Annotated in this window: 12 protein-coding genes; 3 read left to right on the forward strand and 9 right to left on the reverse strand. The window is 71.9% G+C overall.

What is annotated here, in order from left to right:
* Positions 1–112: 112 nt before the first annotated feature.
* The 3 genes from AB0F72_RS14995 to AB0F72_RS15005 all read right to left on the reverse strand — a co-directional run bounded on the left by AB0F72_RS14995 (position 113) and on the right by AB0F72_RS15005 (position 4,761).
* Positions 113–1,804 carry a nitrite/sulfite reductase gene (locus tag AB0F72_RS14995; protein ID WP_360430543.1) on the reverse strand — a complete coding sequence of 564 codons (1,692 nt, stop codon included), beginning with the start codon at positions 1,802–1,804 and terminating at the stop codon, positions 113–115.
* Positions 1,805–2,163: 359 nt separating this feature from the next.
* On the reverse strand, positions 2,164–3,711 hold the full coding sequence (locus tag AB0F72_RS15000) for a histidine kinase N-terminal domain-containing protein (protein ID WP_360430545.1): 1,548 nt from the start codon (positions 3,709–3,711) through the stop codon (positions 2,164–2,166).
* 15 nt (positions 3,712–3,726) lie between these two features.
* Positions 3,727–4,761, reverse strand: a complete 1,035-nt coding sequence (locus tag AB0F72_RS15005) for an SIS domain-containing protein (protein ID WP_360430765.1) — start codon at positions 4,759–4,761, stop codon at positions 3,727–3,729.
* 129 nt (positions 4,762–4,890) lie between these two features.
* On the opposite strand from AB0F72_RS15005, the gene AB0F72_RS15010 reads away from it, so the two are divergent.
* Positions 4,891–6,459: a tetratricopeptide repeat protein gene (locus AB0F72_RS15010; protein WP_360430547.1), complete on the forward strand. Its 1,569-nt coding sequence runs from the start codon at positions 4,891–4,893 to the stop codon at positions 6,457–6,459.
* A gap of 76 nt (positions 6,460–6,535) precedes the next feature.
* Here AB0F72_RS15010 and AB0F72_RS15015 read toward each other — a convergent pair whose 3' ends face one another.
* The 6 genes from AB0F72_RS15015 to AB0F72_RS15040 all read right to left on the reverse strand — a co-directional run bounded on the left by AB0F72_RS15015 (position 6,536) and on the right by AB0F72_RS15040 (position 10,195).
* The gene (locus AB0F72_RS15015) at positions 6,536–6,751 is read right to left on the reverse strand and encodes a biotin/lipoyl-binding carrier protein (protein ID WP_360430549.1); all 216 of its coding nucleotides are present in this window, start codon (positions 6,749–6,751) and stop codon (positions 6,536–6,538) included.
* A 296-nt stretch (positions 6,752–7,047) separates the two neighbouring features.
* The gene (gene rsrA / locus AB0F72_RS15020) at positions 7,048–7,326 is read right to left on the reverse strand and encodes a mycothiol system anti-sigma-R factor (protein WP_360430550.1); all 279 of its coding nucleotides are present in this window, start codon (positions 7,324–7,326) and stop codon (positions 7,048–7,050) included.
* 5 nt (positions 7,327–7,331) lie between these two features.
* On the reverse strand, positions 7,332–8,135 hold the full coding sequence (locus AB0F72_RS15025; protein ID WP_360430552.1) for a sigma-70 family RNA polymerase sigma factor: 804 nt from the start codon (positions 8,133–8,135) through the stop codon (positions 7,332–7,334).
* An 84-nt stretch (positions 8,136–8,219) separates the two neighbouring features.
* Positions 8,220–8,831, reverse strand: coding sequence for an alpha/beta family hydrolase (locus tag AB0F72_RS15030; protein WP_360430554.1), 612 nt, complete (start codon positions 8,829–8,831; stop codon positions 8,220–8,222).
* Positions 8,832–8,843: 12 nt separating this feature from the next.
* The gene (locus tag AB0F72_RS15035; RefSeq protein ID WP_360430556.1) at positions 8,844–9,239 is read right to left on the reverse strand and encodes a WhiB family transcriptional regulator; all 396 of its coding nucleotides are present in this window, start codon (positions 9,237–9,239) and stop codon (positions 8,844–8,846) included.
* A 191-nt stretch (positions 9,240–9,430) separates the two neighbouring features.
* On the reverse strand, positions 9,431–10,195 hold the full coding sequence (locus AB0F72_RS15040; protein ID WP_360430558.1) for an SOS response-associated peptidase: 765 nt from the start codon (positions 10,193–10,195) through the stop codon (positions 9,431–9,433).
* 190 nt (positions 10,196–10,385) lie between these two features.
* Between AB0F72_RS15040 and aroA the strand changes: the two genes are divergently transcribed.
* Complete coding sequence (gene aroA / locus AB0F72_RS15045; RefSeq protein WP_360430560.1) at positions 10,386–11,741, forward strand: 3-phosphoshikimate 1-carboxyvinyltransferase; 1,356 nt, start codon at positions 10,386–10,388, stop codon at positions 11,739–11,741.
* A 2-nt stretch (positions 11,742–11,743) separates the two neighbouring features.
* A complete protein-coding gene (rsgA, locus tag AB0F72_RS15050; protein WP_360430767.1) occupies positions 11,744–12,805 on the forward strand; it encodes a ribosome small subunit-dependent GTPase A in 1,062 nt (353 codons plus the stop codon).
* The last annotated feature ends 3 nt before the right edge of the window (positions 12,806–12,808 follow it).

Raw genomic sequence — 12,808 nt, forward strand, 5'->3', positions numbered from 1 at the left:
GAGAAAACTCGCGCGCAGGAGTGGCACTCCCAGGCGCCGTGGGAGGCCTCGCCGGGACGGAGGTCCTCCTCACCGCAGTAGGGGCAGTACAGGACGGCGGATCTGGCGTCGCTCATTTCAGGAGCTCCTCGTCGGCCCGCAATACCCAGGTCGCGAACGTCTCGCCGTCGGTGCGGCCGTCCAGGTAGTGCCGGGCGACGCGTTCCACGTACTCGGGAAGCTCTTCGGCGGTGGCCTTCAGGCCCCGCACCTTGCGCCCGAAGCCGGCGGTCTCGCCCTTGGCCATGCCGAGCGCGCCGCCGAGGTGGATCTGGAAGCCCTCGACCTGCTCGCCGTGCGAGTTCATGACGAGCTGACCCTTGAGGCCGATGTCGGCCACCTGGGTGCGCGCGCAGGCGTTCGGGCAGCCGTTGATGTGCACCGAGATGTCGGCGTCGAAGTCCTTGAGCCGGTCCTCGAGACGGGCCACCAGCTCCTCGCCGCGGGCCTTGGTCTCGACGATCGCGAGCTTGCAGTACTCGATGCCGGTGCAGGCCATGGTGCCGCGCCGCCACGCGGACGGCCGGGCTTCCAGCCCGATGCCGCGCATCGCGGTGATCAGGGACTCCACGTTCTCGTCGGAGACATCAAGGACCAGGAGCTTCTGGTACGCGGTGAGCCGCACCCGATCCGAGCCGTGCGCCTCGACGAGGTCCGCCAGCCGGCTCAGCTGGGTGCCCGAGGAACGGCCGACCACCGGGGCCGCGCCGATGTAGTTCTTGCCGTCGTTCTGCTTGTGCACGCCGATGTGGTCGATCGGCTTCTCCGGCAGGTCCGGCGAGGGGCCGTCGAGAAGCGTCCGGCCGAGGTACTCCTTCTCCAGGACCTCGCGGAACTTCTCCACGCCCCAGTCGGCGAGCAGGAACTTGAGGCGGGCGCGGTGCCGCAGCCGGCGGTACCCGTAGTCCCGGAAGATCCCGACGACACCCTCCCAGACGTCCGGGATCTCGTTCAGCGGCACCCAGACGCCGAGCCGCTCGGCCAGGCGCGGGTTGGTGGAGAGGCCGCCGCCGACCCAGAGGTCGAAGCCGGGGCCGTGCTCGGGGTGGATCACCCCGACGAGCGAGATGTCGTTCGCCTGGTACGGCCCGTCGGCCAGCCAGGAGATCTGGGACTTGAACTTGCGGGGCAGGTTCGAGTACCGCGGGTCGCCGACGTACCGCTTCACGATCTCGTCGATCGCCGGGGTCGCGTCGATCACCTCGTCGGCCGAGACACCGGCGACCGGGCTGCCCATCACGACACGCGGGCAGTCGCCGCACGCCTCGGTGGTCTGCAGGCCGACGGCTTCGAGCCGGCGCCAGATCTCCGGCACGTCCTCGACCCGGATCCAGTGCAGCTGGATGTTCTGCCGGTCGGTGATGTCGGCGCTGTCCCGGCCGAACTCGGTGGAGATCTGCGCGATGGTGCGCAGCTGCGCCAGGTTCAGCGCGCCGCCGTCGATCCGGACGCGGAGCATGAAGTACTCGTCCTCGAGCTCCTCCGGCTCCAGCACCGCGGTGCGGCCGCCGTCGATTCCGGCCTTGCGCTGGGTGTAGAGGCCCCACCAGCGGAACCGGCCGCGCAGGTCGGCCGGGTCGATCGAGGAGAACCCGCCGTGCGCGTAGATGTTCTCGATGCGCGCGCGGACGTTGAGCGGGTTGTCGTCCTTCTTGCTCCGCTCGTTGGGGTTCAGGGGCTCGCGGTGGCCGAGCGCCCACTGACCCTCGCCGCGGGCCTTGCGAGGCCGGGCGGCCGGCGTTGCGGGGGTGTTGCTGGGCGCCATCTCGGCTTCCCTCCGGGTTTCGTGGGCGCGCGTTGCCGCTCACGGCCCTGGAGGCTCGTGACATCTGTGTCAGGAGTGGGCCCGGCGGTCGCGTGCCCGAAAATGAAAAGCGGGCGGCGTCAGGAAGCCGGACACATCGCGCTGCGGACACGGCCGTAGTCCACGTGGCGGCGGGCCACGAAGCGGCGGTCAACTGCAGCGGTCATGTTGGCTAGCGTCTCACGCCGGGCGAATCTGAGCCAGTGCGGTCCAGAATCCGGGAGTGTGCCACGTAACACAACGGTGACAAGTGGTAACGCCGAAGGCCGACCACTCGATGCAGCGAGATGAGCACTCGAGTCGCGAGACTCAGGCGTCGGTCAGCGTTTCGCGAGCGGCACCACCAGGACCGCCTCGGTGCCGCCGCCGGCCCGGTTGCGCAGCTCGATGCTGCCGCGCAGCTCGCCGGTCGCCAGCGCCCGGACGATCTGCAACCCGAGCCGCCCGCTGGCGTCCGGCCGGAAGCCCTCCGGCAGCCCGCGCCCGTTGTCGGCGACCGTGACGTGCAGCTGTTTGCGGAACCGGTGCGCGGAGACCACGACCTCACCGGCCTGCTCCGGCGGCGCGGCCTCGTCGTCCTCGTCGTCCGGGGCCGAGAAACCGTGCTCGACCGCGTTGATCAGCAGCTCGTTGAGCACCATCACCAGCGAGGTCGCGATCTCCGCGGGCAGCACCCCGAACGTGCCCTCCCGGCGCATCCGCACCGGGAAGCTGGTGGCGGCGACCTCGGTGGCGGCGGTGGCTACCCGGTCCACGATGCCGTCGAACTCGACCGCCTCGTCGCTGGACATCGAGAGCGTCTCGTGGACGAGCGCGATCGAGGCGACCCGGCGTACCGATTCCTCCAGGGCCATCCGCGCCTCCGGCGCGTCCACCCGGCGGGCCTGCAGGCGCAGCAGGGCCGCGACGGTCTGCAGGTTGTTCTTCACCCGGTGGTGGATCTCCCGGATGGTGGCGTCCTTGGTCATCAGGGCGCGTTCCCGGCGGCGGATCTCGGTGACGTCGCGGACCAGCACCAGCGCGCCGATCGGCACGCCGGCCGGCAGCAGCGGCAGCGCCCGGGTCAGCACGGTGGCGCCGCGCGCCTCGACCTCCATCCGGGGCGCGAACTCGCCGCGCAGCGACCCGAGGATCCGCTCGGAGGCGTCGTTGCCCTCCAGCGGGTCGGCGGCGAGCCGGCTCGCGAGGTTCGCCAGCTCCTCGCCGACCAGGTGCGAGTTGAAGCCGAGCCGCCGGTACGCCGACTGCGCGTTCGGGCTGGCGTAGGTGACCTTGCCGGACGAGTCCAGCCGGATGATCCCGTCGCCGACCCGGGGCGCGGACGTGGTCTCGCCCGGGTGCCGGGGCGGCGGGAACGTGCCGTCCGACACCATCTGGGCCAGGTCGTCCGCGGTGGTCAGATAGTTCAGCTCGAGCTGGCTCGGCGTGCGCGCGGTGCTCAGGTTGGTGTCGCGGCCGATCACCGCGATCACCTCGCTGTAGCCCTCCTCCAGGTCGGAGGCGTCGCGCAGCCGCACCGGGATGGCCTCGTGGCGGGCGGGGGTGTCCCCGTACCAGACCGGGTCGCCCTCCCGCCAGATCCGCTCCTGGGTGAGCGCCACGTCGAGATGTGCCACCTCCGGCCCGCCGACGATCTTGCCGACCTGGTCGTCCTGGTACGCGGTCGGCGCGGTGACCGGCCGCACCTGGGCGACGCAGAGGAACTCGCGGGGCTGCCGCGGCTCCCCCTTGATCGGCACCCAGAGCAGCAGGTCAGCGAAGGAGAGATCGGAGAGCAGCTGCCAGTCACCGGCCAGCCGATGCAGGTGGTCGATGTCGGCGGGGCTGAGGTTCGTGTGTTCTTCGACGAGGTCACGCAGGGTGGACACGAACCCAGCTTATTTCTAGAAGGTGGTGGTGACCTTCTTGAGGCCGCGCGGCGCGTCCGGATCCTCGCCCCGGGCCAGCGCGAGCGCCAGCGCCAGCTTCTGCAGCGGGAGGATGTCGAGCATCGGGCTGTACCGCTCGTCGACGGCCGGGACCGCGAGCCGGGCCGAGGCGCCCGGGACGTCGGCGGGGCCGATCGTGACGACGTCGGCCCGGCGCTCGCCGAGACGGGTCACCACGTCACGCATCGAACGGCCGCCCGGTCCGTCGCCGACCACCGCGAGCACCGGCACGTCCGGGTCGGCCATCGCGAGCGGGCCGTGCAGCAGGTCGGCGCCGGAGAAGGCGAGCGCCGGCAGGTACGACGTCTCCATGAGCTTCAGGGCGGCCTCGCGGGCGGTCGGGTACGCGAACCCCCGGCCGGTCGTCACCAGGCTGGAGGCGAACCGGTAGCGCTGCGCCAGGTCCTCGGCCGACGTGTCGGCGAGCGCCGCCTCGGCGAGCCGGGGCAGCTCGGCCAGCGCGTCGCGCTCCTCGGCGGGCAGCCGGCCGTCACCGGCGCGGACACCCTCGATGAGCATGAGCAGCGCCAGCAGCTCGGCCGTGTAGGTCTTCGTGGCGGCCACCGCCCGCTCGTGCCCGGCGGCCACGTCGACGGCGAGCTCGGCGGCCTCGGCCAGCGGCGACGACGGGTTGTTGGTGACCGCGACGGTGAGCGCCCCGTTCTCCCGGGCGACGCCGAGCACGCCGGTGAGGTCGGCCGAGCCACCGCTCTGGCTGACCCCGATCACCAGCGTGCCGGTGAAGTCGGGACGGGCGCCGTAGAGCGTGATCGCGCTCGGCGAGGCGCTCGCGACCGGCAGGCCCAGGCGGATCTCGGCGAGGTACGCCCCGTAGAGCGCCGCGTGGTCGGAGGTGCCCCGGGCCACGAACAGCACGTTGCGCGGACGGCGACGAGCGATCTCGGCCGCCACCTCGGCGATCGCGCCGGCGCTGCCGCCCTCCAGCAGCCGGGCGAATCCGGCCGGCTGCTCCCCGATGTCCGCCGACATGCCGCTGCCTCGCTGTGTCACGTGATCTCCCCAGAGTCCTGTTCCCGCGCAATCGCTGCGCAATCTTGCAAGAAGAAGCTTACAACGTCAAGGTTTCGAGCAGAACTGCGCAAACATGAGGACTGACATATGGCGCTGCTTCCCCTAGGGTCTTTGCACGTGGATTCCCCCTCGGCCCACCGCGACCTCGCGCGCGCCCGCGCCGCACTCGACCGCGGCGAGATGGCGGACGCCGCCGGCCATCTGACCGGCGCGCTCACCCACGCACCCACGCTGCCCGAGATCCATGAGCTGCTCGGCCGGTTGGCCGCGACGCCCGGCGGCGGGCTCGATCTCTTCCCGTCCGAGCCGCACGAGCCGGTCGGCCGCTCGGTCGCGCGCGCGCATCTGCTCGCCGCCTCCGGGCGCCCGGAGGACGGCCTCCCCCTGCTCGCCACGGCCAGCGGCAACCACCCCGGCGCCGACTGGGCCGGCGTGCCGTGGGTCAGCGACCCGGCGCTCGGCGTGCGCCTCGACCCCGGGCTGCTGGCTCGCACGATCATGCGGCTCTGCACCGCGGTGGGCGATCCGGCGCCGGAGGGGACCGCCGACTCGCTGCGCCCCTACCTCACCGTGATCAGGCACGCGGTCGCCGCGCACGGCGAACAGGCGATGCTGCTCGGTGCCGGCTCGGCGCTGGCGCGCCGGCTCGGCGAGGTGCGCCTCGCCGTCGACTGGGCCACCCGCGGCGCGCGGGCGCAGCCCTCCAAGCTGGGCGAGATCTGGCTCGGGTACGCGTACCGCAGCGCCGGGCGGATGCCGGAGGCCCTGGCCGCGCTCCGCCGGGCGGTCGCCTACGACCCCGACGACCTCTCCGTGTACGCCGACGTCGCCGCCACCCTGGCCGACCTGGACCGGCTCGACGAGGCGTTGCGCTGGACCGAGCTGGCACTGGAACGGGACCCGGACTTCGACTGTGTCGTACACACCGCCCACCGGCTGCGGCACCGGGCCGACGGCGACGTGGCCCACCTGGTCGCGCTCGCCGACTTCATCCGCGACCACCCGGACGACGCCCACGAGCACACCGACCTCGAGGAGTGCTGCCGGGAGGCGGCCTGGCTCGGGGGCATGCCGGCCGGCGCGCCGCTGCGAGCCGGACGCGCGCCGGTGAACGCCGAGCCGTCGGCGGACGCGGTCCGGCGGCTGCTCCGGATCGCCACGCCGACCTGGGCGCATCCGCCCGCCGCGTACGACCGGGCGCTCGGCCTGGTCCTGGTCGAGCCGTGGGAGTTGCTCGCGCTGCTCGCCCACCCGGCCGTCGTGGAGGCCCGCCAGCCCACCGGGTACGAGGTCTGGGCCTGTCTCGGCCTGCTCCACCACGGCTCCGAGGAGCCGTGGCTGGACTCCAGCCGCCGCCGGCTGCTGCTCGGCCTGCTCGACGGCGACCTGGACCGGGTCACCCAGGCGGCGCTCTTCGCGCTGATCACCTACGCCTGGGTGGATCCGGATGCCCGCCCGGACGTGGCAGCCGTGGTGGCCGGCCGGCTCAGCGAGATGGCGTCCGGCCCGGCGGCCCGGGCGGTCGCCGAGCTGGCGCTCGCGGCGCCCGGCCTGGACCGGCCGACCCGCGAGCTGGCCGCCGCGACGATCCGGGTGCCGCAGGTGCCGCGGCAGCGGCGGGCGAACTGGATCCGCCGCTCGTTCTACCGGAACTAGCTGGCTCCGCTTCGCTCCGCGGCGATCGCCTTGTAACCGGTGATCGCGGGTCTAGCGGGCCTGGCTACTAGTTCTACTAGTTGATGACGGCGATCAGGTCGCCCTCCTGGACGACGTCGCCCTCGTTCACGGTGAGCTGAGCCACCGTCCCGTCGGACTCGGCGATCACCGGGATCTCCATCTTCATCGACTCCAGGATCACCAGCGTGTCGCCGTCCGCGACGGAGTCGCCGACGTTGGCCACGACCTTCCACACGTTGGCCACCATCTCGGCCCGGATCTCGTCAGCCATCAGGGGATCGCCCTTCCGCTCGCATGAACGCTTGTTCAGGTGAACGCCATCAAACCACGGATCGCCGCCGAGCGAGGCGGAGCCGGTAGGCAACCCCGGCGGGCACGTCCCGGCGCTGCGGAGCGGCCCACTACGATCGGCTGCGGAACGGCACCACTAACCAGGGAGTCCCGCCATGGCGAAGAAGGCCCGTAAGAAGAAGGCCCGCAAGAAGAGCTCTGCCAACCACGGCAAGCGCCCCAACAGCTGAAAAAAGGCCCGGCGGATGCCGGGCCTTTTTCATGTCCTGACCGGGGTCAGGGGAGGAACTCGCGGGTCTCGGTCTGCACCTCGAGCTGGTCCAGCTTGTGGCGCAGCCGGTCGCGCAGCTCCAGCGGCGCCCGCTCGTCACCGCAGCAGCGGCCGACCAGGGCCTTCACGTCGTGCTCGATCCCGAATTCGCGCAGGCAACCGGTGCACTCGTCCAGGTGCTTCTGGATCAGCTGCCGGCGGTCCTCGCTGCACTCCAGGTCCAGGTAGAGGTAGACCTCGCTGAGGACTGAGCTGCAGTCGGTCTCGTTCTCGTCGGTCGACATCGGTGTCAGGCCCCCTGCGGTTCGGACGTCGTGGCGCGGGTGATGCCCCGGTCGGAGGCGTACTTCTCCAGGAGATTGCGCAAGTTGCGCCGTCCCCGGTGCAGCCGGGACATGACCGTGCCGATCGGCGTGCCCATGATGTCGGCGATTTCCTTGTAGGAGAAGCCCTCGACATCGGCGAGGTACACCGCGAGCCGGAAGTCCTCCGGCAGGGACTGCAATGCTTCCTTGATGTCGCTGTCCGGAAGCCGGTCCAGCGCCTCGGTCTCGGCCGACCGCAGACCCTGCGACGTGTGCGACTCGCTCGACGCGAGCTGCCAGTCGGTGATCTCCTCGGTCGGCGCCTGCACCGGCTGCCGCTGCTTGCGCCGGTACGAGTTGATGTACGTGTTCGTCAGGATCCGGTACAGCCAGGCCTTGAGGTTCGTACCCTCTTCGAACTGGTGGAACGCGGAGAACGCCTTGAGGAACGTCTCCTGCACCAGGTCCTCGGCGTCAGCCGGGTTACGGGTCATCCGTAGTCCGGCGGCGTACAACTGGTCAACGAACGGCAGCGCGTCGCGTTCGAAACGCTGACGGCGCTCGTCGGTCCGCTCTTTCTGGGCCACCCTGGACTCCCCCCTCGACCGCCCCGCCGAGGATACGGGTAGTGCCCGTGTAACGCCTTCGAAAACCGCGGGTGTGCTCACGCTCACCGAAGGAGACAAAGGCTGAGTCTCGGCCGCCGGCCACTCCGGGGAGCTCAACAAGCTCTGCACCCGGGCGACCTCCCGGCCGTCGCGCTCGACGATCTCGGTACCGGCACCCACTACGACATCCCCTTCCGACGAACAAAAGTGTCCGCCTGTGTAACGCCGCCCGGGGGTCTCCCATTCCGCACCTCCCGGGCCCGCTCATCGAGCCCAGCCGTGCTCCCGCAACCAGTCCACCGCGAGGGCCGCGGTTCCGGCGACGTCCTTGCGGAGATCGTGGACGGCGCCCGGCCGCACGGCCACCTCCACCGTGCCGGCCGGCTCGGGCACGCCGAACGGATCCCGATCACCATTGATCACCAGCGTGGGCAGCGGCAGCGCCAGCTCGCCGGCCCGGCTCTTCTCCGGCTTGCCCGGCGGATGCAGCGGGAACGCGAGCGCGAGAACACCCGCGGCGCCGAGCGTGGTCGCGGTGCGGCACGCGACCCGCGCTCCGCTGGAGCGCCCTCCGACGATCAACGGCGTTTCCGGTACGCGCAGAGCAGCGCCGACCGTGAGCCAGGCCTCGTCGAGGTGCCCGGCCGGCGCGGGCGCACGCCGGCCGGCCACCCGGTAGGGCTGGGTGACCAGCGCGACCCGCACACCGGCCGCCACCGCCGCGTCGCGCACCGCGACCAGGTCCGGCGCGTCGACGCCTCCCCCGGCGCCATGGCCGAGGAGGAGCAGACTCACCGCCGGACCGGACGGGGCGGTGACGCGGACGGCGGCGGGGCCGCGCGGGGTGGTGACCGTCAGTTCCTCGGGGCTGTGCACAGCCCCGTTCTATCAGCGACTGACCGGCATCAGGTTCAGCAACCGGCGATCGTCGTCGGCGGAGTCGTCCTCGACCATCTCACCGTCCGGCGCGACGCGCTCCCGCCAGGCGACCAGCATGGCCCGCCGCTCGCGTGGCGTGGTGCCGCCCCAGACGCCGTGGCAGTCGCCGACCTGCAGCGCCCACGCCAGGCACGGGCCCTGCACCTCGCAGGTCCCGCAGAGCGCCACGGCCGAACCGGATGGTTCGTTGGGCGCCGGAAAGAACGTCTCGGGATCAACGCTGCGGCAAGCGCCTCGCGTGCGCCAGGCCTCATCGGTACGTCGTTGCGCGATCGCCTCGAGCAGTCGCGGGTCACGTCGCGCGATGGCCACCTCATGCGGACGCGGCATGCGTGCTCGTGTCATCAGCCCACCTCCCCCGTGGGACCGGAAGTGCTGTGGCGGCCGAACCGCACCCTACGGACCGGTACCACTCCGGCGCTGGTTTGTACCGCACCGTACAAGATCAGAACAAGGGGGTGATCTATCTTGAAACAAAGTTGTTGATTCAGAATGGGCGCATAATCCGACAAAGAAGAACGTTGATCTAGCGCTGTTCAGAAAAGCGTCACCTCGGAGCGAGGTTCCAGCAACTCGGGCCCATTGTTGCGGACATTGCCGACCTCCGGCCCGATCGCACGGATCTCGATGGCTTCCAGATCGCTGTCGGAGAGCGGGCGCAGCAGCCGCTCCGGATCACCGCCGCCGGCCAGCCAGTCGTCCCACCGCTCCGCCGGCAGGATCAGCGGCATCCGGTCGTGCACCCGGGCCAGGCCACCCCGCGCGGCCGTCGTCACCACGCTGCACGTGAGCACCGACTCCGGGCCCCACGCCGACCAGAGCCCGGCGAACGCGAGCGGCCGCCCGTCCAGCGGCGTCATGTAGAACGCCTGCTTCTGCTTGCCGTTTGCCCGGCTGCCCCTTGCCCGGTCGCCGCTTGCCCGGTCGCCGCTTGCCCGGTCAGCGTTTGCCTGGTCAGCGTTTGCCTGGCCGGGACGCACCCACTCGAACCAGCCGTCCGCCGGCACCAGGCAGCGCCGTTTCGCGAACGACGGCGCGAACGACCGCAGCGTCGCCACCGTCTCCGCCCGTGCGTTGATCATCCGGGCGCCGGCGCGCAGGTCCGGCGCCCAGTGCGGCACCAGGCCCCAGCGGGCGGTGTCGAGCACCCGGCCCTCGTGCTGTTTCGACGTGCGGATCAGCGGCACCGGATCGGTGGGCGCCACGTTCCAGCTGGCGCGCAGCGGCTCGGCCACGTCGACGGCCTCGAAGAAGAAACTGAGGTCGGCGTTGCTCCGGGTCGTCGCGTATCGGCCGCACATGGACAGCACCGTACTGCGCCGGACCCGTGGCCGTCCGCCCCCACGCCACCCGGAGCGATCACGCGCCGATCACGCACGATTCCGCTGCCCAGTGGGCACGCTCCCACGGAATGCGTCGTGCACGTCGCCTCAGGTCAGCGAAATCGCGGAGAAATGGTCGCCGCCGACGGGTCCGTCCCGTGAGCCGGGAATGCCGTCGGGTCCCGGGGGCCCGCGACGGCAGAATGGGGTGGTGACTGCTGAACCTCGCCCCTGGCTCGCCCCGTCCGCTTCCGGCCCGGTCTCGGCGACCGTGCGGCTGCCCGGCTCCAAGTCGATGACCGCCCGCGCCCTGGTGATCTCCGCGCTCGCCGACGGGCCGTCGGTGATCGAGGCGCCGCTGCGGGCGCGCGACACCGTGCTGATGACGGCGGCCCTGCGGGCGCTCGGCGTCGGCGTCGACACCGGCTCGGACGAGCGGTGGACCGTGACGCCCGGCCCGATGCGCGGACCCGTCCGGATCGACGTCGGCCTGGCCGGCACGATCATGCGGTTCCTGCCGCCGGCCGGCGCGCTGGCGGACGGCACCGTCGAGTTCGACGGCGACCCGCACGCCCGCAAGCGGCCGCTGCGCCCGATCGTCGAGGCGCTGCGCTCGCTCGGCGTCGCGATCGAGGCCGCACCGACCGGCGGGCTGCCGCTCACCGTGCACGGGACCGGCCTGGTCGAGGGCGGCGAGGCGGTCATTGACGCGTCCGGGTCGAGCCAGTTCGTCTCCGGGCTGCTGCTCTCCGCGCCGCGCTTCACCAAGGGCCTCACCCTGCGTCACGAGGGCCCGCCGGTGCCGTCCGCGCCGCACCTGCGGATGACGACGCACATGCTGCGGGCCGCCGGCGCGGTGGTCGACGAGAGCGTGCCCGACGTGTGGACGGTCGAGCCGGGGCCGCTGCACGGGCGCACCTGGACGATCGAGCCGGACCTGTCCGGGGCGGCGCCGTTCTTCGCGGCGGCGGCGGTCACCGGCGGATCGGTCACCCTCACCGGCTGGCCGGCCGACAGCTGGCAGCCCGTCGAGCGGCTCGCCGAGATCTTCACGGCGCTGGGCGCCGAGGTCTACTTCACGCAGGAGGCCGAGCCGGGCGACGAGGCCGCGGTGGGCGGTCTCACCGTGCGCGGCACCGGCACGCTGCGCGGGATCACCGCGGACCTCTCCGAGGTGAGTGAGCTCACCCCGGTGATCGCGGCCCTCGCGGCGCTCGCCGAGGGGCCGTCCGAGCTGCGCGGCGTCGCGCACATCCGGGGCCACGAGACGGACCGGATCGCCGCGCTCGCCACCGAGCTGGGCAAGGCGGGCGCCGCGGTGACCGAGTTCCCGGACGGGTTGCGGATCGTGCCGGGGGCGCTGCACGGGACGACCTTCGAGACGTACGCGGACCACCGGATGGCACACGCCGCGGCGGTTATCGGACTCGCCGTGCCGGGCATCAACCTCGCCGACGTAGGTTGTACGTCGAAGACGTTGCCCGAGTTCCCCGAACTCTGGGCGGGACTCGTGGCGAGGAGCTAGATCTGCCAGGGCGTAAGCGGGAGTACGACGAGGACGACGTCCGGATCCGGCCGGGACGCGCCTCCCGCCCGCGTACCCGGACGCGGCCGAAACACGACGACGCGGTCGAGGCGCTGGTGATCACCGTCGACCGCGGGCGGTACGGCTGCGTCCGCGAGGACACCGGCGGCCTCGACGTGATCACCGCGATGCGGGCCCGGGAACTGGGCCGCAAGTCGGTGGTGGTGGGCGACCGGGTGTCGCTCGTCGGTGACGTCTCCGGGGCGCCGGGCGCGCTGGCCCGGATCGTGCGGATCAGCGAGCGGACGTCGGTGCTGCGCCGCACCGCGGACGACGACGACACGACACCGGAAGGCCGGCTGGAACGGGTCGTGGTGGCGAACGCGGATCAGCTCGTCATCGTGAGCGCGCTGAGCGACCCGCCGCCGCGGACCGGGTTCATCGACAGGTGCCTGGTGGCGGCGTACGACGCGGGCATCGAGCCGCTGCTCTGCCTGACCAAGGCCGACCTGGCCGGTCCGGAGCAGGTCCTCGACTACTACGCCGAGCTGGACCTGCGGCACGTCCTGGTCCGCCCCGGCAGTGATCTTGACGAGTTGCGCGGCCGGCTGGCGAACCGGATCTCGGTCATGGTCGGTCACTCCGGCGTCGGCAAGTCGACGCTGGTGAACCGCCTGGTGCCGGACGCGCTGCGGGCGGTCGGGGTGGTCAGCGCGATCGGCAAGGGCCGGCACACGTCGACAAGCGCGGTGGCGCTGCGCCTCCCCTCGGTCCGCGGAAACCGCAAGGACCCGGGCTGGATCGTCGACACACCGGGCATCCGGAGTTTCGGCCTCGCCCACGTGAGCGCGGAAAGCCTGTTGCACGGCTTCCCGGACCTGGTCGAGGGCACTCTCGAGGACCAGCCGAACTGCGGGCACACCGCGGCCGACGCGGACTGCCGGCTCGACGGATGGGTGGCCGAGGGCAAGGCTGATGCGCGACGCCTGGCCTCGTACCGCAGGCTGTTGAGCTCGCGGGCCGGAGAGCTGGACGTTCGCAACGAAGACGGATCCACCGCCTAGCTC

The sequence above is a fragment of the Actinoplanes sp. NPDC023936 genome, from assembly GCF_040639325.1.
Lineage (GTDB): Bacteria > Actinomycetota > Actinomycetes > Mycobacteriales > Micromonosporaceae > Actinoplanes.